Source organism: Corallococcus sp. CA054B (assembly GCF_003611625.1).
GTDB classification, from domain to species: Bacteria; Myxococcota; Myxococcia; order Myxococcales; family Myxococcaceae; genus Corallococcus; species Corallococcus coralloides.
Genome location: NZ_RAVY01000027.1, coordinates 1 through 24,495 on the forward strand (window position 1 = coordinate 1; position 24,495 = coordinate 24,495).

Below are 24,495 nucleotides of genomic sequence, written 5' to 3' on the forward strand. Positions count from 1 at the left end.
GCCCCATCCAGCCCCGGCCCCCCATGTCCGGAGGCCGGGACGGCGGTGGCCATCGCTTCTGGCTAGAACGTGGCGCCCAGGTTGATGGTGCCCACGTAGCGGCCGCCGCTGCTGAACGTCTCGTCGCCGCCCAGGTCCACGTCGGACGGCGGCACGGTGAGCGCGAACTCCTGGTCGAACAGGAAGTTGTAGTTCACGCGCGCGTCCGCGGTGAAGCTGCCGATGTGCAGGCGCAGGCCCGCGCCCACCGGCACGTTGCCCACCGTGTCGTCCTGGAAGCCCAGGGCGGCGGAGCGCACGTTGTAGCGGCTCAGGCCCAGGCCGCCCATGACGTACGGCTGGAGCGGCGTGGCCGTCAGGCCCAGCGTCACCGCCGCCTGCGCGCCGTTGCGCACGATGTCCGGTCCGCTGGTGTCCGTCGCCAGCACGCGGCTGTCGTTGAAGTTGCTGATGGCGCCCGTGTAACCCAGCTCCAGGCCCAGCACGTTCGTCGGCTTGATGGCCACCGTCACGCCGTAGGCCAGGCCTGGATCAATCTGGTCGCGCAGGCCGCTGGTGTAGCCCTCCACACCGCCGCCCACGAGGAACGTCAGGCCGCGCATGTCCGCCGACCTGCGCAGCTCCGTCGAAGCCGCCTGTGCGGAGCCCGCCGCCAACACCGTCACCACCGCCGCGCCAGCCAACAATCCCTTGCTCATGTGGTCCCCTCCCTGTGTTGGAGCGAAAAGTGGGGTGTACTTTCGTCCATGCCAACCGGCCCCCGGGGGCCCGCTGGCTCGGCCGCCCTCCCTTGCGGACGGGTTGCCCAGGTATTGGAAGCGCGCTGCCCCACCCGAGGAAGAACGCTTCCCGGAAGACGGGAAGGGTAGACTCCGCGCCTTCGATGCGCCTCCGCTCCCTTGCCCTCGTCCCGTTGCTGTCCTCCGTCCTGTTCGTGGGTGGCGCCTGCCGCGATGAACAGGCGGGCCCCGCCCACCGCACGCCCAAGCTGCCCGCGCCCACGACGTTGCGGACGCTCGACGCGGCCCCGGAGGGGCTCACCTTCCGCAGCGGCGCCACCTTCGCCGGAGGCGCCATCGTCTACCTTGGCGCGCGCGTGACGCCGGAGCAGGCCACGCCCGGGCAGCCGGTGCGGATTTCACACTACTTCCAGGCCGTGCGCCCGCCGCCCCGGGGCTTCCACTTCTTCGCGCACGTGGTGGATCCGGAGAGCGGCCAGATGCTGGCCAACGCGGATCACGAGTTCCAGGACGGCGCCGCGCCGCTGGAGACCTGGCCCGTGGGCCGGGTGCTGGAGGACGTGCACACCGTCACCATGCCCGCCACGCCCGCACGGCTCGTGCTGGGCTTCTGGAAGGACGACGAGCGGCTCGCGGTGGATGATCCGCGCATGCAGCTGGGGGGCAACCGCATGCGCGGTCCGCTCCTGGGCGGTGAGCCTCCCGCGCTGCCGGAGTACGCCGTCACGCGCGTGAAGAAGGCGCCAGTGGTCGACGGCGCGCTGGACGACGAGGCCTGGAAGGGCGCGAAGCCGGTGACGCTCGCGGGCAGCTTCGATGGCCGGCCCGTGCGGCTGCGCACCCAGGCGCGCCTCGTCTACGACGACGCGAACCTGTACGTGGCCTTCGACGTGGAGGACCCGGACATCTGGGGCACGATGCGCAACCGCGACGACTCCATCTACGAGCAGGAGGTCGTGGAGGTGTTCCTCGACGCCAACGCGGACGGGCGCACGTACAACGAGCTGCAGGTGTCTCCCCACAACGTCATCTTCGACGCGTACTTCCCTGCGCGGCGCCAGGGCATGGACCGCTCCTGGGACTCAGGCATGAAGACGGCGGTGAAGGTGCGCGGCACGCTGGATGACGCGTCCGACCGCGATGAGGGCTGGACGGTGGAGATGGCCATCCCGTTCAACCGGCTCGCGGAGGTGCCGCACATTCCGCCCCAGCCGGGTGAGCGCTGGCGCTTCAACCTGTACCGGTTGGAGCACCACGACCGCCGGCAGGTGGAGGGCCAGTCCTTCTCGCCCCTCTTCATCGGCGACTTCCACGCGCTGCCGCGCTTCGGGTGGCTCGTCTTCCAGTAGGCCGGCGCGTCAGGCGTGGGGCGAGATGTCCCACGGTGCGTCCGCCACGGAGCGCTCCGCCGGATCGCCCAGGAAGCGCACGAAGCCCCGGGCCTCCAGCGTGTCGACGAGCTCCTCGGCCTCCAATTCGGAGAACCGGTTCTCCCTCATGTCGAGCAACAGGTCGCGCATGAGGGACTTGCCGCGCAGGTAGCCCACGGGCTCGCCAGGGCCCAGGCGGGCCTTGAGCTGGGTGGTGAGCTGCCGGAGGTCGAGGTCGTCGGAGATCATCACCGCTCAAGCTGGGCCTGCCCCCCACTCCCGGCAACGGGGGGCGGCGCGGAATCCACGCGCGGCAGGAAGGACACCAGCCGGACGTCCTCGCCGTCGCTCTCCAGGGTGATGGCCCCGTCCCGGTCGGTGCGCCAGCACTCGGTGCCCAGGGCCCGGTAGCGCGCCTCCACCTCCGGATGGGGGAACCCATAGCGGTTGCGCCGGCCCACGCAGAACACCGCGTGACGCGGCCGGGTGCGCTCCAGCAGCGTCGCGGTGGACGACGTGCGCGAGCCATGGTGCGGCACCTTCAACACCGTCACCGGGCCCAGGGACTCCTCGAGCGCGGCCTCGCCGTCCGCCTCCACGTCGCCCGCCAGCAGCACGGTGACGTCGCCGTGGCGCACGCGCAGCACCACGCTCCGGTCGTTCGCGCCCTCCATCAGCTCCCGGTCCACGGGCGGCCCCAGCACCTCCAGCGTCGCCTCGCCCAGGACGAACGCGGGATGCCCCACCTCCACCTCCTCCACGGTGGCTCCCTTCGCCGCGGAGAGGATCCGCCGGGACAGCGGCCCATCCGCGCTCCCTGCGGACAGCCAGAGGCGTTCGGTGGGCACCTGGGCCAGCGTCGACACGAGCCCGAGCGCATGGTCCGGGTGCGGATGGGAGAGCACCGTGAGATCCAACCGCGACACGCCCTCGGCCTTGAGGAAGGGCAGGACGAACCGCTCTCCGGTATCCGCGCCCTCTGGGACGCCGCCCGCGTCCACCAACGCGTGGTGGCCTTGGGAGCGCAGCACCACCGCGTCCCCCTGGCCCACGGAGAGGAAGGTGATCCGCAGCGCGGGCTCCGGAGCGAGCACGGGCAGCAGCAGTGCGCCCAGCACGGCCCCAGGCACGAGCATGCCCAGCCATCGCCAGCGCCCCGCCCCCAGTGCCCAGGCGCCCAGCCCCAGCGCGTACGCCCCGCCGAGCCACGGCCCCAGGCCCGGCACCTCCACCGCCGCGAAGGGCACGGCCGCGAAGCCCCGCGTCAGCACGAGGAGGAGCTCCGACGCCCAGGCGCCCGCCCACAGCACCGGCGTCGCCACGACTGGCGCCACGACGAAGAGGGCCGCGCCGCCCGCCGCGAGCCCGGTGAGCAGGCCGCACAGGGGCAGGGCGACGATGTTGGACACGAGCCCCGCCAGGCTCACCCGGCCGAACGCCGCCGCCACCACGGGCAACCCCACGAGCGTCGCCGCGCCGCTCGCGCACAACGTCTGCGCCACGGTCTCACGCGCCTGGGCGGCCCACCGCTTCAGCACTCGGGGCTCGGATGGTGCCGGCCGGTCCAGGGGCAGGGCCTCGCGCAGCGCGGGCGACAGCAGCACCAGCCCCAGCACCGCGAGGAATGACAGCCGGAGCGACAGGTCCACGACGCTGGAAGGCGTCCAGACCACGAGCACCAGCGCCGCCAGCGACAGGCCATTCAGCCCATCCGCGCGCCGCCACAGCGACAGCCCCAGCAGCACCGCCGAGGCCATCACCGCCGAGCGCACCGCGGGCGCCTGGTTCCCCGTGAAGACCACATAGGCCCAGACGAAGGGCACCGCCGCCGGAGCCGCCCACCGCCGTGCCTCCAGCGTCCGCGAGCGTCCACCCAGCCGCACCAGCCCCCGCCTGAGCAGCGCGAGCGTCATCAGCGCGAGCGCCGCCACATGCAGCCCGCTGACGCTGAGCACATGTGCGAGCCCTGCCCGCGAGAACGCGTCCTCCCAGGAGGCATCCAGGTCCGCGCGCTGCCCGGCGGCCAGCGTGAGGAACAGCGCCGCCGCGTCCGCCGAGGGCGCGACCCCCTGCACCGCCGTCGTCAGCCGCCCGCGCACGTCCTCCAGCGCGAGCCGCCATGAGGGGGCAGGGGAGAGCGCCAGCACGCGCCCCGGAACGAAGCCGCCCGTGAAGGCCACGCCCTGCCGCCGCCGCGCTGACGAGAAGTCCCGCTCACCTGGATTCGAAGGAGGCGCATCCGGCACGAGCCGCGCCTCCACCCGCAGGCGCTGCCCGGGGTGCAATTCCAGACGTTCACCCCGTCCGGAAAGGCTGACGCGGAAACGGGCGGCGGTGGGAGGCTCTTGCCGCAACCCCGCGCGGGCCACCGCGAGCCGCAGTCTCACGGCGCCATCGAAGCGCTCCACGCGCTCCAGCTCACCTTCGAGGACCGCGCTGCCACCCTCCTTGAGAGAGGGAGGGATGTCGACCCGCGCCTCCAGGGAGGAGAGCCCCGCGCCCGTCAGGGCCAGCGCGCCGAGCACCGCCAGGTGCGCTCCAGGCAACGGGCCGAGCGCCATGCCCAACCCTCCCAGACAAAGCGCGCAGAGGAGAAATACCCCGGCGAAGCTCTCTGTTCCGGTTGGCCAAAGGGCGCCGAGCAAGAGGCTCAGCGCTGGAAAGAACAACGGACGCGTACCCAGGTCGCGCCACGCATAACGAACCAACACCCACCCCCACCCACCGCCCCGTCCGTCTCGCGACGCTCACACACCGAGCGACACCGCACACAAAACCGGACACCGTAGTGCGGCTGTCATCGGGTGGTCAAGGCGATTTCGTTGCCCGTGGATGTGGTTTGTGGTAGTAGTGGTGGGCGTGAAGGCCGGGGTCGAAGCTTTCTCCAAGGAGGCAGTTAGTGCAGACCAGCTTCAAGACTGGTGACAAGGCGGTTTATCCGGGCCAGGGCGTCGGTGAGGTGATGGGCATCGAGCACACCGAGGTCGCCGGGCAGCGCCAGTCGTTCTACGTGCTGCGCATCCTGGAGAACGGGATGCGGATCATGATCCCGATCAACAAGGTCGGGTCGGTCGGCCTCCGGGAGATCATCAGCGAAGAGGACGTCAAGCAGGTCTATTCCATCCTCCGCGAGAAGGACATCTCCGTCGACTCCACCACGTGGAACCGCCGGTACCGCGAGTACATGGAGAAGATCAAGACGGGTTCCGTCTTCGAGATCGCCGAGGTGCTCCGCGACCTGTACCTGCTCAAGGGCGACAAGGACCTGTCGTTCGGCGAGCGCAAGATGCTGGACACGGCGCGCTCGCTGCTGATCAAGGAGCTGTCGCTGGCCAAGGACTGCTCCGAGGAAGAGGTCGAGTCCGACCTGAAGAAGATCTTCAACCTCGCCTGAGTCCCCGCGTGACGCGAAGGCCCCCGTGGCCGTCGCGTTCGCACCCCGCGCCCCGGGTTCCCTCGATGGAATCTGGGGCGTCGTGTTTCCGGAGCCCGGCACGCGCCAGGCCTCTTCGGACCCCCTGTGCTCCGAGCCGCACGAACCTGTCGGACAGGTTCGGGGCGCCGTAGCCGGGGGCGCCCCGTCAGTTGGGCAGCGGAAACCTGTCCGACAGTCGGACCGGATGGGAGCGCCGTAGCTGGGGGCCTCCGCCCCGACCGAGCCGCGGAAACCTGTCCGACAGTCGGACAAGTTCTGGAGCCCCGAGGGCCGGAGGGCCTCCGCCCCGACCGAGCCGCGGAAACCTGTCCGACTGTCCGACAGGTTTTGGAGAACCGCATCGGGGAAGGGCGATGGGCGTCAGGGATGGATGTCAGGAGGCCAGGCGCAACGGCCCGCATCCGTGGCGCCCGGCGGGACCGCTCATCAAGGCGCCTGCGTTTCGAGCGCCGCGAGCTGGGAGCGGGCCTCGCTGTTGTCGGCGTCGTGCTGGAGCGCGGCGGTGAAGGCCGCGCGGGCGTCGGCGAAGCGCTGAGCTCGAACGGCGTCCTGGCCAGTGCGCACGTACAGCCCGGCGAGCTGGCGGCGGAGGCTGGCCCCTTGGCGGCTCCAGCCCTGGGACAGCTCCTGGTCCGCCCGCACGGCGGCGCTGAGCGCATCGAGCGCCTGGGGCCGGTCCTGCTGCACCAGGGCGGCCCGGGCCGTGGCTTCGGCGGTCTGGAAGCGGGTGAGCTGTTGCACCAGGGGTGCGAGGTTCGCGCGCTTCGCCTGGGCCAACGCTCCGGTGACGTCACCGGATTCGTAGCGAGCGAGGATGTCCGCGCGCTGGCCCTCGTCCGGAGCCCCTGACGGCTCGGTCGAGGGAATCGTCTTCCTCCCGGACGCGGCAACGACCGAAGCGCCCGGATGGGATTCGCCCGTCTTCGCGGTCCCCGTACCCTTCGCGTCCCCCAGGGCGCTCGGAGCCGCGTCCTTCGTGGTCGCCCCGGTGCCCGGATGCAAGCCACGAGCGATGTCCGAGGCACTCGGAGTCAGCTGGCCCGACGGAGCCCTTCGCGCGATGTCCGAAGCACTGAGGACCTTCGCCGCTCCCGGGCTCCCGTCATTCGAACCCTTCGCGGGCGTCTCCCCACCAACGCCAGTGGCCTCCTTCGCGGGTGCTGCCGCCTCGGTTTCCTGGGCCTCTTTCGCGGGCGTCGCCGGAGTTCCGGGGGCCTGGGTGGGCGCACCTTCCGCCGGAGCCCTCGCGGGAGTCCGGTCCCCCATGCGCATGGCCACCATGCTGATCAACGCCGCGGCCGCGGAGCCCACGACCGCCGCGGCCACCGCCACGGCGACCCCGTTCAGCCGCCGCTTCGCCGTGCGAGGCCGCAGCGGATCCAGCGCCGTCCGGCTCATCGTCGGCCCGGCCCCCGAACCGCGCAGCCGCAAGGTCGCGTTGCCCAGGCTCAGCTCGTCCCCGGGCTGGAGCTCCACCTCGCCCTTGATGCGCAGGCGGTTGACGAACGTGCCGTTCTGGCTGCCCAGGTCGCGCACCGTGAAGGCGTTGCCCCGCCGGGTCAGCTGCGCATGGCGCCGGCTGATGGACGCATGCTGGAGCCGCAGGTCCGACGTGGAGGACCGTCCCAGCGTGATGGAACCCTGGTGCAGCGGCACGAGCTGCCCGGCGCCCGGTCCGCGCTCCACGTACACGAACGCGGGCGTCAGGCCCGGATCCGAGTACTCCATCGCCCAGTCATACCGGGGCGACAACTCGCGGTCGGACCGGTTTCGCTCACCCGGCCCGCGCCGCTTCGCCTTCCGGGGGCCCGCCGGATACTGGGGCACGCGCTGCGGGCGCGGATCATCCGCCTGCAGGGGCGCCACCTCGTCGTCGTCGAACGGGAGCTCCTCCGACGGGTCATCCGACGACGCCTGCTGCCCTGGAGGGCGGGGAGGGCGCGGCGGACGCTTCGGATTCGGCGGAGCCATGCGGCGATTCTCCCTATCCGACGCTTCCAACGCCAAGTGCTGGCCTGTGTGGGACCCGGGATCCTAGAGTGTGTATCGCGTTGCGCAAGTGCCGCGCCCGCCCTGTTCCCAAAGGAGGACCTTCCACCGTGGCCCCCCCATCCATCCGGCTCTTCAACACGATGTCCATGCAGAAGGAGCCGCTGGAGCCGCTCGTGCCCGGCGAAGTGAAGGTCTACGTCTGTGGGCCCACGGTCTACAGCTACATCCATATCGGGAACGCGCGCACCTTCACGTCGTTCGACGTGGTGGTCCGCTACCTGCGCTACCGGGGCTTCAAGGTGACGTACGTCCGCAACTACACGGACGTCGACGACAAGATCATCAAGGCCGCGCACGAGACGGGCGAGGCGCCCGTGGACCTGGCCTCGCGCTTCGTGGAGGCCTTCCGCGAGGACGCCCGCGCGCTGCACCTGCGCGAACCGGACGTGTCCCCGCGCGTGAGCGAGACGATTCCGGAGATCGTCGCCATCATCCAGACGCTCGTGGACAAGGGCTACGCCTACGAGGCGAAGGGCGACGTGTACTTCGCCGTGGACAAGGACGAGGACTACGCGAAGCTGTCCAAGCGCAACCTGGACGACCTGTGCCAGGGCGAGCGCGTGCAGCCCGGCGACCTCAAGCGCGAGCCGCTGGACTTCGCGCTGTGGAAGGCGGCGAAGCCCGGTGAGCCGTCGTGGGACAGCCCGTGGGGCAAGGGCCGTCCGGGCTGGCACATCGAGTGCTCCGCGATGAGCGAGAAGTTCCTCGGGCGCACGTTCGACATCCACGGCGGGGCGCTGGACCTCATCTTCCCCCACCACGAGAACGAGATCGCCCAGAGCGAGTCCGCCACCGGCCAGACGATGGCGAAGTACTGGATGCACTGCGGCTTCCTGGACCTGGAAGGCGCGAAGATGTCCAAGTCGCTGGGCAACGTGGTGCGCCTGCGCGACGCGCTCGCCAAGGTGGACGCGGAGGCCCTGCGCTTCTTCTTCCTCTCCACGCACTACCGCCACCCGCTCAACTTCGGGGAGAAGGCGCTCCAGGACGCGGAAGGGCGCATGGAGTACTTCTACGAAACGCTGCGCAAGGTGGACGAGCGCGTGGCGGGCAAGGACTTCGGCAAGGGCCCCCTGCACGGTGAACCCGCGCGCTTCCTCACGGAGTTCGAGTCCGCCATGGACGACGACTTCAACACCGCGGGCGCGCTGGGCGCGCTGTCCGGGCTCTTCGGCTTCATGAACGAGCTCGCCGACAAGCCGCCCGTGAAGGACAAGCCGCTGGTGGGCCGCACGCTCCAGGCCCTGCGCGAGCAGGTGCGCGAGACGTCCCGCGTCCTGGGCCTCTTCGAGGACGACCCGGGCGCGTGGCTCCTGCGCCGCCGCGACCGCGCGGTGCGCGAGCGGGGCATCGACGTGGCGGAGGTGGAGCGCCTGCTCGCCGAGCGGACCGCCGCGCGCGCCGCGAAGGACTTCGCCAAGGCGGACCAAGTGCGAGGCGCCCTCAAGACCCTGGGCGTGGACATCATGGACACGCCTGCCGGCACCTCCTGGAAGGTGGCGGCACCGGCCTCCTGAAAACCCGCTGGGGGGCGCCCGTGCGGCCATGCTACGCACGGGCCCATGAGGCTCCTCCCAGCGCTGTTCGTCTCGCTGTGCTCGGCGTCCGTTCTCGCGGCGGGCGCGCCCACCGTCACGCCGCAGGAGAAGACGGCCGAACAGGCCATCACCGCGGACCTCCTGCGCGCGCACGTGCGCTTCCTCGCGAGCGACCTGCTGGAAGGCCGCGGCCCTGGCACCCGCGGCGACGCGCTGGCGCAGGAGTACATCGCCACGCAGCTCGAGGGCCTGGGCCTCAAGCCGGGCGCCGAGGACGGCAGCTACTTCCAGCGCTTCGACCTGATGGGCATCCACAGCCGCCCCGGCACCATGACCTTCCAGGCGAAGGCGGGCCGCGTGGAGCTCCAGCCGCGCGAGGACTTCATCGCCGTGTCCGGCGTGCAGGCGCCGGAGGCGAAGCTGGACGCGTCCGAGCTCGTCTTCGTGGGCTACGGCATCGTCGCGCCGGAGTACCAGTGGGACGACTTCAAGGGCGCGGACCTGAAGGGCAAGACGCTGGTCATCCTCAACAATGATCCAGAGGACGACCCGCGCCTCTTCGGCGGCAAGGCGCGCCTCTGGTACGGCCGCTGGGACTACAAATACGAGCAGGCGGCGAAGACGGGCGCGGCCGGCGCCATCATCATCCACACCACGCCCAGCGCGGGCTACCCGTGGCAGGTGGTGCGCACGTCGTGGACCGGCGAGCAGTTCGAGCTGCCCGCGGGCGACGCGCCCCGCCTCCAGGTGAAGGCCTGGACGACCGAGGACGCCACGAAGCAGGTGATGAAGCTCGCGGGGCAGGACCTGGACGCGCTGCGCGCCGCCGCCCAGAAGCGCGACTTCCGCCCGGTGCCGCTGGGCGTGAAGGTGTCCCTGGGCCTCACCAACGAGGTGCGCCGCCGGCCCACCGCGAACGTGCTGGGCCTGCTCCCCGGCAGCGACCCCACGCTGGCGAAGGAAGTGGTGCTCTACAGCGCGCACCATGATCACCTGGGCAAGAAGGACGACGGCAAGCCCGGCGAGGACGTCATCTACAACGGCGCGTTGGACAACGCGGCCGGCGTGGCCTCGATGTTGTCCGTGGCCCGCGCCTTCACCGCGCTGCCCACGCCGCCGCGCCGCTCCATCCTCTTCGCCGCGGTGGCCGCGGAGGAGTATGGCCTGCTGGGCTCCGCGTACCTGGCGGCGCATCCTCCGATGCCCCCGGGCCGCATCGCCGCGAACATCAACGTGGACGGCGGCAACGTGCTGGGCCGCACGCGCGACATCACCGTCATCGGCCTGGGCAAGTCGTCCCTGGACACCTTCGTCACCGCGATGGCGAAGACGCAAGGGCGCACGGTGAAGGCGGATCAGCTCTCCGACCGCGGGTTCTTCTACCGCTCGGATCAATTCAACTTCGCGCGGCAGGGCATCCCCGCCGCCTACTTCGGCAGCGGCATGGACTTCATCGGCCGGCCGGAGGGCTGGGGCAAGCAGCAGCGCGGCCAGTGGGAGGCGAAGCACTACCACCAGCCCTCCGACGAGGTCCGCCCGGAGTGGGACCTGTCCGGCGCCGTGGAGGACACCCGGCTCTTCTTCCTCGTGGGCGCCCAGGTGGCGAAGGCCCCGGCCATGCCGGTGTGGAACAAGGGGGACGAGTTCGAGGCCGCTCGCCTGAAGTCCCTGGAGGCACTGAAGGCCCCGCCCGCGAAGTAGGAGGGGGCCCCGTCCTTTGTTGGACGGACATGCACGAAGGTTCAGTACACAGGCAGCGGGGATGTTAGATCTGTCCTCCATGCCGGACTTCGAACTCGTCAGTGAGCACAAGCCGCAGGGCGACCAGCCAAGGGCCATCGGGGAGCTGACCGAGGGCCTGCTTCGCGGCGACCGCTACCAGACCCTTCTGGGCGTCACCGGCTCGGGGAAGACGTTCACGATGGCGAACCTCATCGCCAACGTGAAGCGCCCTTCGCTGGTCATCGCGCACAACAAGACGCTGGCGGCGCAGCTTTACGGCGAGTTCAAGGCGCTCTTCCCGAACAACGCCGTCGAGTACTTCGTCTCGTACTACGACTACTACCAGCCCGAGGCCTACGTCCCGTCGACGGACACCTTCATCGAGAAGGACTCGTCCATCAACGACAACATCGAACGGATGCGCCACTCGGCGACGCACAGCCTGCGCACCCGTAACGACGTCATCATCGTGGCCAGCGTGTCCTGCATCTACGGCCTGGGCGCCGCGCGCAGCTACGTGGACCTGGCCATCCGCGCCGCCGTGGGCGAGGAGATGGGCCGCGACGGCTTCATGCGCAGGCTGGTGGAAGCCCAGTACGAGCGCAACGACCTGGACTTCCACCGCGGCACCTTCCGCGCCCGCGGCGACACCGTGGAGGTGTTCCCCGCCTACGAGGAAGAGCGCGCCGTGCGCGTCAGCTTCTTCGGCGACGAGGTGGAGCGCATCACCGAGTTCGACCCGCTGCGCGGCCAGACGCTGGGCCAGCTGGAGAAGATCGTCATCTTCCCCGCCAGCCACTACGTCGCCGGCGCCGACGCGCGCCAGAACGCCATGCGCACCATCCGCGAGGAGCTGGCCGAACAGCTCCAGAAGTTCAAGGCGGAGGGCAAGCTGCTGGAGGCGCAGCGGCTGGAGCAGCGCACCATGTTCGACCTGGAGATGATCGAACAGGTCGGCTACTGCAACGGCATCGAGAACTACTCGCGCCACTTCACCGGGCGCGCGCCGGGGGAAGCGGCCCCGTGCCTCATCGACTACTTCCCGCGCGACCTGCTGGTGCTCATCGACGAGAGCCACCAGACGGTGTCCCAGATTGGCGCCATGTACCGCGGCGACCGCGCCCGCAAGGAGACGCTGGTCAACTTCGGCTTCCGCATGCCCAGCGCGCTGGACAACCGGCCGCTGAAGTTCGTCGAGTTCGAGGAGATGGTCCCCCAGGCCGTCTTCGTCTCCGCGACCCCCGCCGAGTACGAGCTGCAGAAGTCCAAGGGCGTGGTGGTGGAGCAGATCATCCGCCCCACCGGCCTCACCGACCCGGAGGTCGAGACGCGCCCCGCCGGCAACCAGGTGGACGACTTGCTGGAAGAGGTCCGCGTGCGCGTGTCGCGCAACGAGCGCGTGCTGGTGACGACGCTCACCAAGCGCATGGCGGAGGACCTCACCGAGTACTACAGCGACGTGGGGGTGAAGGTCCGCTACCTGCACTCGGACATCGACGCCATCCAGCGCATGGCCATCATCCGCGACCTGCGCCGGGGCGAGTTCGACGTGCTCGTGGGCATCAACCTGCTGCGTGAAGGCCTGGACATCCCGGAGGTGTCGCTCGTGGCCATCCTGGACGCCGACAAGGAAGGCTTCCTGCGCAGCCACGTGTCGCTCATCCAGACCATTGGCCGCGCGGCGCGCAACGTGAACGGGCGCGTCATCATGTATTCGGATCAGATGACCGACTCCATGAAGCGCGCCATGGAGGAGACGGCGCGCCGCCGCGACATCCAGCGCGCGTACAACCTGGAGCACGGCATCACGCCGCGGTCGGTGAAGAGCAACATCACCGACTTCACGGAGAACATCCCGGACTACGACGCGGGCGCGGGCGCGCTGCCCATGGCGGCGGAAGGGGAGAACGACCTCCTGGAGCCCAAGGAGATCCAGCGCCTCATCAAGGAGTTCAGCGCGGACATGCTCAAGGCCGCGGACGAGATGCAGTTCGAGAAGGCCGCCGAGTTCCGCGACCGCGTCCAGCTGCTCAAGGACATGGACCTGGGGCTCAAGCCTGCTTCGCGCTCGCTGCTGCGCGCGCCGCCCAAGGCGGTGGACCTGCCCGGCACCACGCCGAAGAAGGGGCGGGGACGCGGGCGTCCCTCCTCGTCGGGTGGCGCTTCCTCTGGCGCGTCTGGGGCGTCCAAGCCCGCGGCCCGTTCGCGGTCACGCAAGAACTAGCGAGGCCCGCCATGGACATCCGGCTGCAGGAGAAGCTGGACGCGCTGCCCACCGAGCCCGGCGTGTACCTGATGAAGGACAAGCGCGGGACCATCATCTACGTGGGCAAGGCCATCAACCTGCGCAGCCGCGTGCGCAGCTACTTCAACCGCTCCGGCGACACCCGCGTCTTCGTGTCCCTGCTGGACACGATGCTGGGCGACCTGGAGACGGTGCTCGTCCACAACGAGAAGGAGGCCCTCCTTCTTGAAAACGAGCTGATCAAGAAGCACAAGCCGCGCTTCAACGTCCTGCTCAAGGACGACAAGCAGTTCATCTCCCTGCGCCTGGACCGCACCCAGCCGTTCCCCCGGCTGGAGGTGGTGCGCAAGTACGAGAAGGACGGCGCGCGCTACTTCGGCCCGTACTCCAGCGCGGGCGCCATCCGCGAAACGCTGCGCCTCATCAACCGCTTCTTCCGCCTGCGCACCTGCACGGACCACGTGCTCGCCAACCGCAAGCGGCCGTGCCTGCTCTATCAAATCGGACGGTGCCCGGCCCCGTGCGTCCATCCGGTGCCTCCGGAGGAGTACCGCAAGAGCGTGGACGAGGTGGCCATGTTCCTGGAGGGCAAGGCGGGGCAGCTCATCGAAGGGCTGCGCGCGCGGATGAAGCGCGCGTCCATGGAGCTGAAGTTCGAGGAGGCCGCGCGGGTGCGCGACCAGCTGCTCGCCATCGAGCGCAGCCTGGAGCGCCAGAAGGTGGCCACCACCGACTTCAAGGATCAGGACGTGTTCGCCCTGTTCCGCGAGGGCGACCGCATCCTGTTCTACGTGCTGCACGTGCGTCAGGGCCGGCTCAACGGCGGCCAGGCCTTCCCCTTCGGCAGCCAGGAGTTCCCGGACGACGAGCTGCTCGCCTCGTTCGTGAACCTCTACTACGACCAGGGCGGCTTCGTGCCCGAGGAGGTCCTGCTGCCGCTGGAGCCCGGCGACGGCACCGACGGCCTGGAGGCCCTGCTCACGGAGCGCAAGGGTGAGCGCGTGCGCGTCTTCGTCCCCAAGCGCGGGGAGAAGCACGAGCTGGTGAACATGGCGGTGAAGAACGCGGAGCAGGCGTTCGTGGAGCGAAAGCGCACCAAGGACGAAACCGACACGGTCCTGTCACGGCTCCAGTCCAAGCTGGGCCTGCGCAACTTCCCGCGCCGCATGGAGTGCTACGACATCTCCCACTTCCAGAGCTCCTCCATCGTGGCGTCGCAGGTGGCCGTGACGGACGGGGAGACGGACAAGTCGCGCTACCGCAAATACAAGATCAAGACGGTGGAGAAGCAGGACGACTTCGCCAGCATGTACGAGGTCATCACCCGGCGGCTCAAGCGCGGCCTGGAGGACAACGACCTGCCGGACCTGCTCGTCATCGACGGCGGCAAGGGCCAACTCGCCAGCGCCCACGCGGCCATGAAGGACCTGGGCGTGGAGGGCGTGGACGTGGTGGGCCTGGCCAAGAGCCGCGATCAGGAGGTCTTCGACCGGGACGCGGAGAGCGCGAAGAGCCCCGAGCGCGTCTTCGTCCTGGGCCGCAAGGACCCCATCGTCCTGCCGCAGAACTCAGCGGAAATGTTCATGCTCACGCGCATGCGGGACGAAGCGCACCGCTTCGCCATCACCTTCCAGGGCAAATCCATGCGCAAGAGTTCCTTGCGTTCGGCGCTGGAGGACATTCCCGGCGTGGGCGAAGGCCGGCGGAAGATGTTGCTGCGCCACTTCGGTTCTCTCAAGCGGGTGGGCGAGGCCAGCATCGAGGAGCTGACCGAGGTCGTGGGCCCGGCGATGGCCGAGCGCGTCCACGCGGGCCTGCATGGCGACCCCGAGGACGACACCGAGGACCCCGTGCGCGAGGCGTCCCTGGATGACGCTTCCGAACCCGTGCACGAAAAAGCGGATGGAGGGTCGCCACCCGGTGCGGCATGATTAAGTTCCGCTTCGGACGCCGGGGGGACTGGCCGCTGGAACCCGCGACGTTCCTAGGGTTTTTCATTGCGACCATGCTCGGCGCTGATTTATAGCGGTTGAAGATCCGAGCACGTTTGAAGAGGACGAGGGACCGACATGAGGCTGTATCCGAAGGTGATCCCGATCATCTCGCGCGAGGCCATTCAGCAGCTCATGCAGGACGGGGACATCGAGGTGGAGCCGATGCGCGTGGCCGACGCCGAGATGGATCTCTCCGCCATCATGCGCGAGTACCTCGCCAACGAAGAGCGTGTGAACCAGGCGACGCGCGAGGCCCTGGAGCGTCGGGGATATGACTACTCCAAGTTCAACCAGGTGAAGCGCGAGATGGCGGACGTGCGCGGCTTCAAGATGGGGGACGAGGGCATCGAGTACGTCATCAACCAGATGATTGAGTTCCTCCTCATCAGCCGGAACGTCGAGGAGGTCTACTCCCCCGACAACGTGCTGCGTCAGAAGATGTTCCAGGGCATGAAGAAGCACCTGGACGTCGATGACGAGATCGACCGGGAGGCCCGCTCGCGGCTGAAGCACCTGCAGGAAGGTACGAGCGCCTTCGACATCGAGTACAACAAGACGGTCGAGCAGATCCGCCGCGCCCGCGGTCTGATTTAGTCCCGGGGCGTGCCACGGCCCGCTCCGCTGCCTACCTTCAAGTACAAGGGAGGCAGCGTCGATGGCGGGTCCAATCACGAGCATCTTGCTGTCCGGTGTCCTGGCGGCGGCGCCAGGGGGCGATGGGGTCACGTTCGAGGGCCGGGAGGCCAGCGCGAGGACCGAGCAGCCGGACGGTTACTTCTTCCAGGGTACGCTTCCATTCGGTGACCTGACCGAGCGCGGCACGGGGCGGGCGTCGCTCTCCGTGCAGGACCGGATCGGCGTCGCGAACGCGACCTTCGGCGACAAGGCGCAGCTCTCCGCGAGCCTGCGCGTGGGCGGCACCGAGTACCGCGTGGAGCTGACGCAAGCGGGCTTCCCGCCCGTTCAGGCGATGTCCCGGGCGCCCGCCGGGCCGCTCCCTCCACCGCCGCCGCACCTCATCGAGGGCGGGGTGCTGATGGGCACGCCCATCTACGGTGAGACCGGCATTGGCTGGCGCGCCACGACGCGTGCGCACGCGGCGATGGCCGTCTGGGGCATTGGCAGCGTGTGGCGCAACGGGACGCTGCTGACGGACTCCGCGCTGGTGCATGCGTCGGCGCTGGACGCGGGCACGTACTCGGATGACGACACGACGCGGCTGTTGCGCGAAGCGCGGCCGGGGGACACGGAGCTGGTGGTGGTGGTGTGGAACCTGCCGCCGCAGGCGGAGCCGCGCGGGTTCATCCAGTTCCTCTACGACAACGTGTCCATCGACGTGGAGGGGACGCGGGTGCCGTCGCTGGCGGTGGTGCCCACGACGGGGGAGCTGCCCTCGGCGCTCGGGACGCTGACGCCGGTGCTGCCCACGGCGTTCCCGGCGGCGGTGGCCCCCATGTCCGCGCCACGCTTCGCGCAGGGCACGGGAGGCAGCGGCGCGGCGGGGACGACGGGCGTCGCGACCACGACGGGCACGACTCCTACCTCGGCGGTGGCCACGGGGAGCGGCACGGTGGGGACGCCGGCCACCCTGCCTTCGGCGACCGCGCTGCCCGCGGAGGGGCCTACGACGTTCAGCGGTACCTTCACGCCCGCGGCGCCGACCAATCCGCCCCCGGTGGTGTCGGGCGTGTCGCCGGGTTCCCCGGCCCCGGTGGGGCAGGGGACCTTCGCCACGCCGCCGACGGTGGCGGGCGTGTCCGTGGGGGGCTTCACCGCGCCTCAGATGTCCGCGCCGGACTTCAACAACTTCCTGGGCACCACCCAGGTGAGCCCGGGCATCCTCGCCACGGTGCCGCCGCTGGCGCAGGCCTCCGGCACACCGACGCCGCCCCTCGTGGGCACGCCCGCGCCGCTCAACACCGGCGCGCCGACGCCGCTCGTGGGAACGCCCGCGCCACTCAACGCCTCGCCGGGCATTGCGTTGCCGGCCACCCCGGCCCCGGCCAACGCCGCGCCCGCCGCGGCTCCCGCGGCGGCCCCGGCCCCGGCAGGCGGTGTCGCGGGGCCCGCGCGCTGAGGGAGCGCCGCGATGACGCCGCGACCCTGACTGGAATGGGGCGCGGCGCCAGGTCCGGCCAGGGAGGCTGTCCACCTGCCCGGCCGGCGTGATTCAAACCTGTCCGACAGTCGGACAGGTTCGCGCGGCGCGCCTCTGACGGGGCGCCCCTTCGCACCGGCGGGCAGGGGGTGGGAAAATTGACCGGGCGCTACGGGCCTGTAGCGTCCTGAGCATGCCCCCTCCCGTCGCAGCCCTCGCCACCCCCGCGATGTTGCGCCGTACCGACCCTGTCCGCGGGGCGGTGGAGCGGCTGGCCCGGACGCTGCCGGCTCGCGAGGACGCCACCGTCCTCCTGGACTTCGTGGAGGACGACCTCCGTGAAGGCCTGGATGCCCTGGGCGACGTGCAGGCGCACTTCTACGACCTGCTCCTGGCCCTCCACCGCGAGACGCTGACGCCGGTCGCCCTGATGAACGCGGGCGAGAACCTGCACGTGCTCCAGCGCCTGGAGGACCTGCACGAGGTGGTGACGCAGCTGCGCCGCCGCCTGTCGCAGGCCGCCGGGATGATCCGCCACGGCTGAGCCCGGGCGCTACAGCGACCGGAGGAAGCGCACCCGCGCGTCCCGGTCGCTGGCGGACAGGTCGCGGAACCCCTCCCGCGCCCGCTCCGCCTCGCCGCCCGCCGTGCCACAGCACGGCCTCTTCCAACGTCCGGGCCCGCCCGTCGTGCAGGTCGCCCGAGTACGGAAGAACCGTCTGCGTCGGCCCCAGGCCCCACAGGGGCGCCGTGCGCCACTCGGAACCGGTGGCGTTCCCATCCGCCAGGCCCGCGCCCAGGTCGTGCAACAGCAGGTCCGTGTACGGGTGGATGCGTTGATGCGACAGCTCAGCGACGGGGTACTCCCCGGTCTTCAGCGTGTCGCGGTGGCACGTCACGCAGCCCAGGTCCTTGAACTTCGCCTCGCCGCGCTTCACCGCCGCGTCCAGTTCCATCATGCGCGTGGCAAGCAGGTTGTACGTGGGCACCACCACGTTGTCGGCGAAGTTCACGACGAGCTGCTGATCCAACGACTCCAGCCGGGTGTCGCCGTCATCGCCACAGGCGCCCATCAGGAGCGCGCCGCCAACCAACAGGGGCAGTTTCAAGGAGCGGGAGGACATGGGTGTGCCTTCAATGCCTTACTCTTGCGACAGCGGTTGAGACAGTCGAGGAGAGGAGTCAGTAGACAAAGCCCGTCGACATCCGGAGCGCGTTCTCCGGACGGAAGGCGGCGCTGCCCATGCGGCGCTGGCTGAAGTCGAGCTTCAGCACGGCGAGCCCGCGAGCGTGTAGCGGGTGCCTACCGTGTAGACGGTGCGCTCGAAGCGGGGGTTGCCGTCCAGCCCATCCAGGGCGAGATGGCGTAGCCAAGCTCGCCCCACGCGGAGAGGGCGTTGTCGGCCACCGGCGTGCGCAGCGCGTTGAGCAGGTTGGACAGACGCGCGTTGCGCGCGGACACCGCCGCGACGTTGCCCAGGTGGCCGAACATCACCATCGCGTGCGCGCGCCACCGGTCGCGGTTCACCGACAGGTGCGCGTCCGCGATGAACAGGGCGCGCTCACGGAGCCGCACGGCGCCACCACGTTGGGGTTCGCGTCGTCACACGTCTTCACGAGGTCCGGCTTGGACCGGTCGCGCGTGGTGCCGCCGTAGTACGCGGACACGCCGAAGTTGAAGCCCTCGAAGCGCCGCACGTCCGCACGCACCACCGCCGCCAGGTCCGACGCGCGCACCAGTTCGAAGCGCTGCTGCAGGCCCGTGGCCATCCACGTGTTGGAACTGAGCCGACCGTCAGGACGCGGTCCTTCTCGTTCTCCCCGATGCGGCCCTCGTCGGCGCGGACCGCGGAGGGAAGCAGTCCGCGGTCAATGAAAAGCCCGCGCTCCCAGAGGGAGGCGGGCCTGGGGCGGGGTTCAACCCCGCGTCACCACTTGAGATCTTCCTTGCCCTGCGCCTCCATGGGCTTTTCACCGGGGCGCTTCACGCCGGACAGCGTCAGCCGCACCGCGCCCAGGTCGATGGCGCCCACGGCGGCCAGCGGGAGGCGGCGGTCGTCGTCGGTGATCCACACGTGCACGTCGCGCGTCTGCGAGGGCCGGTCCAGGCGCACGGCGGTGCCGGCCAGGTGCCAGGCGTCGAACTCGCCCAGGGGCAGCGACACGTGCTCGCGATCCACCACGGTGGCCGTCATGCGCCACATGCGGCGGATGCCGTACACGTCGAAGCACACCGGCAGGTCCTTCTTCAGGGGCAGCTGGCGGATGAGGTAGATGGCGCCCGCGACGTCCAGGCCGTCCTTGTCGAAGGCGTAGTTGAAGTGGCCCTTGGGGCGGTCTCCAATCTGGTAGTCCACCTTGACGCTCTTGTCCTGCGCGCCGAAGTCCACGTTCACCTTGCGGCGCTGCTCGTTCTCCACGGCCTCCTCGGTGTAGCGCGAGGGGCGCAGCGTCTTGGGGTGCAGGTAGCTGGTCGCGCTGCCGCGCACCCGGCGCACCTTGGAGAACAGCGTGTTCGTCTGCGCCTCCACCAGCACCGGCAGCGCGCCGTTGGCGGGGCGCTGCACGCGCATGGTGAGCTTGCCCGCCTTCGCGCCCATGGCGTCCATTTCGAACTCGAGCAGCTCCCCCGGCTTGAAGGCCAGCGGCGAGCGCAGCGCGGGCAGGCCCTGCTCACACGGCTTCACCGCGACGACGGGCTCGTCGGGGGCCGCGGTGGAGGACGCGTCCCCGGTGTTCTCAGCATTCGCCGCGGGCTTCGCCGGGTCGGAGGGGTCCGCCGCCGGGAAAATGGGTGGACGCTGGATGTTCAACGGACGGGGCGGGGCCTCCTGGGCCTGACCCGGGATGGCGCCAAGGGCGCTGAAGGCAAGGCAGGCCGCGACGAGGGTGCGCATGGGTTTCATTCTGCTTCCTCCCAGGGGGGAGTGACTACGGGGTTCCCCCGGAAGTCCGACGTCCGGAGCGCTTTGCTTGTTCAGCCGATTGACGCTTCACGATGCGCTCGGTCACTTCCTTGCGCACCGCTTCCCACTCCGCCGGGTCGCGCGAGATTTCGTAACCGGACTTCGCCAGCCGCTTCGCCGCCGCCTTCGCGAAAGCGCCATCGCCCAGCGAGGTGAGCAGGCGCAGGTATTCGTAGTCCTCCAGGCCGTCACGGATGTGTTTCAGCCGCAGGGACACCACGGGCTGGTGCTCCGTGCCCCCCAGCTTCGCGGGCGTGCCCGGGTAGAAGAGGGTGCCGTCGCCGTTGCCGCCGAACTCGAAGAGGTCCGCCCAGACATCCTTCTTCGTGTTGTAGGCGAAGACGGTGTCGAAATAGAGCTCGCCGTCCACGCCGCTTTCGAAGGCCAGCGGCCCCATGGCGCGGTTGAGCGGGGCAGGGTGGTCCACCATGTACGAGGCCCAGTCGCTGTACGCCTTGTCCAGCGCCTTGTCCTCGGGCGGGCCGCCCGTGCAGCCGTGGGCCATACAGCTCTGGTACCACCACACCTTCGCGCGCGAGCCCAGCTTCGTGCGAGCGGTCGCGGTGTTGGCCACGTGGTGGCACGTCTGCGGCCCTTCGCGCGGGTAGAAGCAGTTGATGATGGGCGTGAGGATGTCCACGGAGCCCAGCAGCGCCGGGTTCAACGACGTGGTGACGAGCACCGGGATGTCCGCCCCTGCGTCGCGCACGCGCTTGGACTGCGCCTTCACCAGCGGGAAGTCCGCGGGCTTGGGTTCATCCTTGGCGTAGAAGAAGAGCTGCGCCTTCCAGCCCTTGTCCGCGAAGTGCTTCTGGAACGCGCGGTAGTACGCGGACTTCTCCGCGTCCGTGGAGGCCTTGCGGTTGTCACGCACGTCCACCGTGGTGAAGCGCGCGCCGGAGGGCAGCACGCTGCCATCCAGGAAGGGCGCCATCTCCGCGTCGTACGCGGTCCAGTCCAGCACCGCGCGGCCGTCCTGGAACTTCACCGGCGGCGGGTCCATGCCCATGCCGTGCGCGCTCACGCGGTGCTCCAGGAGCGTCTTGCCGTACTCGCGCAGGAGCGCCTTCGCCTCCGGCGACTCCGCCGAAATGCGGTGCCCCTTCGCGATGCTGTACAGCGAGATGCCGAAGCTGTTGGGCAAGGACGACGTCGCGGGGAGCTCGAAGGGCTGCACCTCCACGCTGAAGGGAACGGCCGGCAGCTCCTTGCCATCCACCGCCGCGCTCAGGCTCCCCGTATAGGTGCCCGGGGCCTGCTTCGCCGGGACGCAGACCTCCACGTAGACGACCGTCGGATGTCTGGGATTGGCGGGCGCGGACAGGGGCACCAGCGCGTCGGGCCACGGGCCCGTCCTGCCCTCGCCGTTGGAGGGCGTCTTCACGTCCAGGTAGGCCTCGCGCCACGCGTCCACGGTGAGCGGCGCGCCCGGCCCCTTGAGGGCCAGGGGCTTCATCGTCACGCGCGTCACGCCCTGGGGGAGCACCAGCTGCGTGCCCTCGCATTCACCCCGGGCCGCGCTGAGGCGGGCCTCCTTCGCACCCCTGGGCGTCGCGTCCGGCCGCACCTTCACCAGCGGCGACACCACCTGCACGCCGCCCGGCGCGGCGGAAAGCGCCGCCGCCACTGCCCATGCCCAACCCACGCCCATGCCCCCTGCCTTCCCCTGGTTGGCGGACGACGCCTCTCAGTCGACCGAGTTGTCCGCCCGGGCCACCGCCACCACGCGGCCCGGTTTGTAATCCGTCAGCTCCGCCACGACGGTGCCCAGCGCGAAGTCCGCTTCGATTCGCACCGGCACGTGATGCGCATCCGCGCTGAGGTACGCCACCATGTCGCGCTTGGATTCCAGCTTGCCGCCGAAGTCGGTGCGCACGCGCACCTTGAAGGTGTCCCGAGCCCCCGCGGGCGTCGTCACCGTCTCGCGGCCCTCCACCGTGGCGCTCATGGTGAACTGCTTGCTGCCGGTGAACACCGGGTACGCATAGGAGCGGCCCACCACCAGCTCCTGGCCGCGCAGCGCGAACGTCGCGCCCGCCACGTCCATGGTGCCCTCGGGCAGCGTGTGCTCGGACTCGCGCGGCGCGTCGCTCTCCTTCTGCTTGATGACCTTCGCGCCCGCCCCGTCCGCCGTGAGCTGGATGCGCTGGCGGCGGCGCTTGCGGTTCTCCTCCGAGTGCAGGTCGCTCCCCGCCACCCGCTGGCTGCCCGCGTTCCAGTACGACACGAAGCGGCTCTTGATGGGGTAGACGCCCACCAGGTCGTCCGACTTCGCCGTGGACACGATGGGCCACACGCTCTGGCCCCACTGCGTCATGGGCGCGCCCACCGTCACCGTCGCCGTGCCGGCCGTCAGCCCCAGATAGCGCACCCGGTAATGGGCCTGCTCACCCGGGCCGAACGCCGTGCCGGTGGGCTCCTGGGCATGCGCCAGCGTGGACCCCATGAGTCCCACCATCGCCGCCGCCGTGAACCCCCACCTGGACAGACTGCGCATCGGGTGTGCTCCCTTGCTTGCAAGTTAGGTGGCCGGCCCGCCCAAGCCAACCGTGCTGCGCAACCGCCCCCGCCACCGGACATTTCCAGGACGGACGGCCGTGGGACAGCATTCAAAGCCGTCCGGCCGCCCTCCTGACGCGCCTGCGAAAGACTGACAGGGGACGGAAATGGCGGCCCGCAGGGGTACACGCCCGCAAGGGCCCCTGACAAATGGCGGACAGTCCCGCGCGCCCGCCTGGATGCCCAGCAGGGCACCCCCGGACGCCATGCCCGGTGCTAGCGTCCGGGCCCATGGCCAACGACTTCCAGTTCGACGATGACGACTTCGCCAAGGAGTCAGGCGCCAGCGGCAGCCGCGTGTTGAAGGAGTTCGACTGCCCCGGCTGCAACGCCAACAACCCCGTGGACGAGACGTTCACCGACGGGGACGAGGTGCGCTGCAACTACTGCGGTTGTGAGTACAAGGCGCTCATCAACCAGGAGGGGCGGGTGCGGTTCCGGGAGCTGTGAGCGGAGCTTCAGGCGCGCTCGCCGAAGATGGCGGTGCCCACGCGCACGACGGTGGCGCCCTCCAGGATGGCCTGCTCGAAGTCGTGAGTGGTGCCCATGGACAGGGCCGTCAGCGCATGCGACCGCGCCAGCTCGCGCAGCCGGGCGAAGCCCTCGCGCATCCGCGCCACGTCGTCCGTGGGCGGCGGCAGCGCCATCAGCCCCACCACCTGGAGGTTCGGCAGCTCGCGCACCTGCGACAGGAAGCCGGCCAGCGCGTCCGGCGTGAGGCCGTGCTTGGTGTCCTCGCCGCCCAGGTTGAGCTCCACGTAGCAGGGCAGGGGAGCCGTCCCCTCGCGCCGTTTGGACAGCTCCCTGGCGACGTCCAGCCGCTCCAGCGCGTGGAAGGCGTGCGCGACGCGGGCCACGTACTTCACCTTGTTCGTCTGCAGCGACCCGATGGCGTGCCAGCGCAGGCCCTCCAGGTCCTTGAGCTCCTCGGCCTTGTCCCGCAGCTCCTGGGCGTAGTTCTCGCCGAAGTCGCGCTGGCCCGCGGCATACGCCTCGCGGATGAGCGCCGCGGGCTTGAGCTTGGACACGGCCACCAGCGTCACCGACGACTCCGGCCGCCCCGCGCTCGCGCAGGCCTTCGCCACGCGCTCGCGCACCCGCGCCAGGTTCTCCGCCACGCTGCTCATCGCTGACCCTCCGTCCAGGGCAGCGGCATGCCCGCGCGCTGGAGCAGCGCCAGCGTCTCTCCCAGGGGCAGGCCCACGACGTTGGAGTGACTGCCCTCGATGCCCTGCACCAGGAAGCCGCCCTTGCCCTGGATGGCGTAGGCGCCCGCCTTGTCCAGGGGCTCGCCGGTTTCCGCGTACCAGGCAATCTCATCTGGCGAGAGCGTGCGAAAGGTCACCTGCGTGCGCACCACCTGGGACCCCTGGGCGCGGCCCGCCACCGCGATGCCGGTGAAGACCTCATGGATCCGGCCGGACAGCCGGGCGATCATCCGCCGCGCCTCCGCCGCGTCCCGGGGCTTGCCGAGCAGCTCCGACCCCAGGGCCACGGTGGTGTCCGCGGCCAGCACCCATGCGTCCGGGTGTCGGGCGGCGACCGTGCGGGCCTTCTCTTCGGCCAGCCGGAGCACGTACTTCGACGCAATTTCTCCGGCCATCGGCGTTTCATCGATATCCGCCGCCGCCACGGTGAAGCGAAGGCCCAGCTGGGCCAATAAATCCTTGCGCCGGGGCGATGCGGAGGCGAGAACGAAGCGAGCGGTTGGATCCATGGGCGGGTGCGGGAGGTTTCGCGCTCGCGGGCCTTAGCAGACTTGCGCTCCAGAGGGC

The 24,495-nt window shown here is 70.1% G+C and carries 21 protein-coding genes and 1 pseudogene; 10 read left to right on the forward strand and 12 right to left on the reverse strand.

Translation table 11 applies throughout. The features are described 5' to 3' along the window. Positions 1-62: 62 nt before the first annotated feature. Positions 63-698: an outer membrane beta-barrel protein gene (locus D7V80_RS09555; RefSeq protein ID WP_014398210.1), complete on the reverse strand. Its 636-nt coding sequence runs from the start codon at positions 696-698 to the stop codon at positions 63-65. Between the two features lie 185 nt (positions 699-883). Here D7V80_RS09555 and D7V80_RS09560 point away from each other — a divergent pair, with 185 nt between their 5' ends. Next, on the forward strand, positions 884-2,089 hold the full coding sequence (locus tag D7V80_RS09560; protein WP_120587862.1) for a carbohydrate-binding family 9-like protein: 1,206 nt from the start codon (positions 884-886) through the stop codon (positions 2,087-2,089). 9 nt (positions 2,090-2,098) lie between these two features. On the opposite strand, the gene D7V80_RS09565 is transcribed toward D7V80_RS09560, so the two are convergent. Together D7V80_RS09565 and D7V80_RS09570 are read right to left on the reverse strand one after the other, a co-directional pair. After that, positions 2,099-2,359, reverse strand: coding sequence for a hypothetical protein (locus D7V80_RS09565; protein ID WP_014398208.1), 261 nt, complete (start codon positions 2,357-2,359; stop codon positions 2,099-2,101). Next, positions 2,359-4,671 carry a DNA internalization-related competence protein ComEC/Rec2 gene (locus D7V80_RS09570; protein ID WP_233585234.1) on the reverse strand — a complete coding sequence of 771 codons (2,313 nt, stop codon included), beginning with the start codon at positions 4,669-4,671 and terminating at the stop codon, positions 2,359-2,361. The genes D7V80_RS09565 and D7V80_RS09570 overlap by 1 nt, the downstream gene beginning before the upstream one ends. Positions 4,672-5,009: 338 nt before the next feature. Between D7V80_RS09570 and D7V80_RS09575 the strand changes: the two genes are divergently transcribed. Then, positions 5,010-5,504 carry a CarD family transcriptional regulator gene (locus tag D7V80_RS09575; protein WP_014398206.1) on the forward strand — a complete coding sequence of 165 codons (495 nt, stop codon included), beginning with the start codon at positions 5,010-5,012 and terminating at the stop codon, positions 5,502-5,504. Positions 5,505-5,972: 468 nt separating this feature from the next. Here D7V80_RS09575 and D7V80_RS09580 read toward each other — a convergent pair whose 3' ends face one another. Further along, on the reverse strand, positions 5,973-7,517 hold the full coding sequence (locus D7V80_RS09580; protein WP_120587864.1) for an FHA domain-containing protein: 1,545 nt from the start codon (positions 7,515-7,517) through the stop codon (positions 5,973-5,975). Positions 7,518-7,645: 128 nt separating this feature from the next. On the opposite strand from D7V80_RS09580, the gene cysS reads away from it, so the two are divergent. The 7 genes from cysS to D7V80_RS09615 all read left to right on the forward strand — a co-directional run bounded on the left by cysS (position 7,646) and on the right by D7V80_RS09615 (position 17,739). Continuing rightward, positions 7,646-9,115 carry a cysteine--tRNA ligase gene (gene cysS, locus D7V80_RS09585; RefSeq protein WP_120587865.1) on the forward strand — a complete coding sequence of 490 codons (1,470 nt, stop codon included), beginning with the start codon at positions 7,646-7,648 and terminating at the stop codon, positions 9,113-9,115. A gap of 45 nt (positions 9,116-9,160) precedes the next feature. Further along, complete coding sequence (locus tag D7V80_RS09590) at positions 9,161-10,837, forward strand: M28 family metallopeptidase (RefSeq protein ID WP_120587866.1); 1,677 nt, start codon at positions 9,161-9,163, stop codon at positions 10,835-10,837. Between the two features lie 79 nt (positions 10,838-10,916). Then, the gene (gene uvrB, locus D7V80_RS09595) at positions 10,917-13,082 is read left to right on the forward strand and encodes an excinuclease ABC subunit UvrB (RefSeq protein ID WP_199738471.1); all 2,166 of its coding nucleotides are present in this window, start codon (positions 10,917-10,919) and stop codon (positions 13,080-13,082) included. 11 nt (positions 13,083-13,093) lie between these two features. After that, complete coding sequence (gene uvrC, locus D7V80_RS09600; RefSeq protein WP_120587868.1) at positions 13,094-15,034, forward strand: excinuclease ABC subunit UvrC; 1,941 nt, start codon at positions 13,094-13,096, stop codon at positions 15,032-15,034. A gap of 138 nt (positions 15,035-15,172) precedes the next feature. Further along, the gene (locus tag D7V80_RS09605; RefSeq protein WP_014398200.1) at positions 15,173-15,691 is read left to right on the forward strand and encodes a DUF507 family protein; all 519 of its coding nucleotides are present in this window, start codon (positions 15,173-15,175) and stop codon (positions 15,689-15,691) included. Between the two features lie 61 nt (positions 15,692-15,752). Further along, positions 15,753-17,174, forward strand: coding sequence for a hypothetical protein (locus D7V80_RS09610; RefSeq protein ID WP_120587869.1), 1,422 nt, complete (start codon positions 15,753-15,755; stop codon positions 17,172-17,174). A gap of 214 nt (positions 17,175-17,388) precedes the next feature. Continuing rightward, positions 17,389-17,739 carry a hypothetical protein gene (locus D7V80_RS09615; RefSeq protein ID WP_120587870.1) on the forward strand — a complete coding sequence of 117 codons (351 nt, stop codon included), beginning with the start codon at positions 17,389-17,391 and terminating at the stop codon, positions 17,737-17,739. A gap of 154 nt (positions 17,740-17,893) precedes the next feature. Here the strand turns inward: D7V80_RS09615 and D7V80_RS43850 are convergent. The 6 genes and pseudogenes from D7V80_RS43850 to D7V80_RS09645 form a co-directional block, all read right to left on the reverse strand. Next, a pseudogene (locus tag D7V80_RS43850) lies at positions 17,894-18,319 on the reverse strand (di-heme oxidoredictase family protein); the annotation flags it as partial. 179 nt (positions 18,320-18,498) lie between these two features. Next, positions 18,499-18,771 carry a hypothetical protein gene (locus tag D7V80_RS09625; RefSeq protein ID WP_120587871.1) on the reverse strand — a complete coding sequence of 91 codons (273 nt, stop codon included), beginning with the start codon at positions 18,769-18,771 and terminating at the stop codon, positions 18,499-18,501. Next, the gene (locus D7V80_RS09630; RefSeq protein WP_120587872.1) at positions 18,720-18,965 is read right to left on the reverse strand and encodes a hypothetical protein; all 246 of its coding nucleotides are present in this window, start codon (positions 18,963-18,965) and stop codon (positions 18,720-18,722) included. Before D7V80_RS09630 ends, D7V80_RS09625 begins: the two co-directional genes overlap by 52 nt. Before the next feature lie 158 nt (positions 18,966-19,123). Continuing rightward, the gene (locus tag D7V80_RS09635; protein ID WP_120587873.1) at positions 19,124-20,101 is read right to left on the reverse strand and encodes a DUF3108 domain-containing protein; all 978 of its coding nucleotides are present in this window, start codon (positions 20,099-20,101) and stop codon (positions 19,124-19,126) included. Between the two features lie 25 nt (positions 20,102-20,126). Beyond that, complete coding sequence (locus D7V80_RS09640; RefSeq protein WP_120587874.1) at positions 20,127-21,812, reverse strand: DUF4091 domain-containing protein; 1,686 nt, start codon at positions 21,810-21,812, stop codon at positions 20,127-20,129. A 36-nt stretch (positions 21,813-21,848) separates the two neighbouring features. Further along, positions 21,849-22,658, reverse strand: a complete 810-nt coding sequence (locus D7V80_RS09645) for a DUF3108 domain-containing protein (RefSeq protein ID WP_120587875.1) — start codon at positions 22,656-22,658, stop codon at positions 21,849-21,851. A gap of 293 nt (positions 22,659-22,951) precedes the next feature. Between D7V80_RS09645 and D7V80_RS09650 the strand changes: the two genes are divergently transcribed. Continuing rightward, positions 22,952-23,170, forward strand: a complete 219-nt coding sequence (locus D7V80_RS09650; protein WP_014398194.1) for a hypothetical protein — start codon at positions 22,952-22,954, stop codon at positions 23,168-23,170. 8 nt (positions 23,171-23,178) lie between these two features. On the opposite strand, the gene D7V80_RS09655 is transcribed toward D7V80_RS09650, so the two are convergent. After that, the gene (locus D7V80_RS09655) at positions 23,179-23,847 is read right to left on the reverse strand and encodes a YggS family pyridoxal phosphate-dependent enzyme (protein ID WP_120587876.1); all 669 of its coding nucleotides are present in this window, start codon (positions 23,845-23,847) and stop codon (positions 23,179-23,181) included. Further along, on the reverse strand, positions 23,844-24,437 hold the full coding sequence (locus D7V80_RS09660) for a nucleoside triphosphate pyrophosphatase (protein ID WP_120587877.1): 594 nt from the start codon (positions 24,435-24,437) through the stop codon (positions 23,844-23,846). Before D7V80_RS09660 ends, D7V80_RS09655 begins: the two co-directional genes overlap by 4 nt. Between the last annotated feature and the right edge of the window lie 58 nt (positions 24,438-24,495).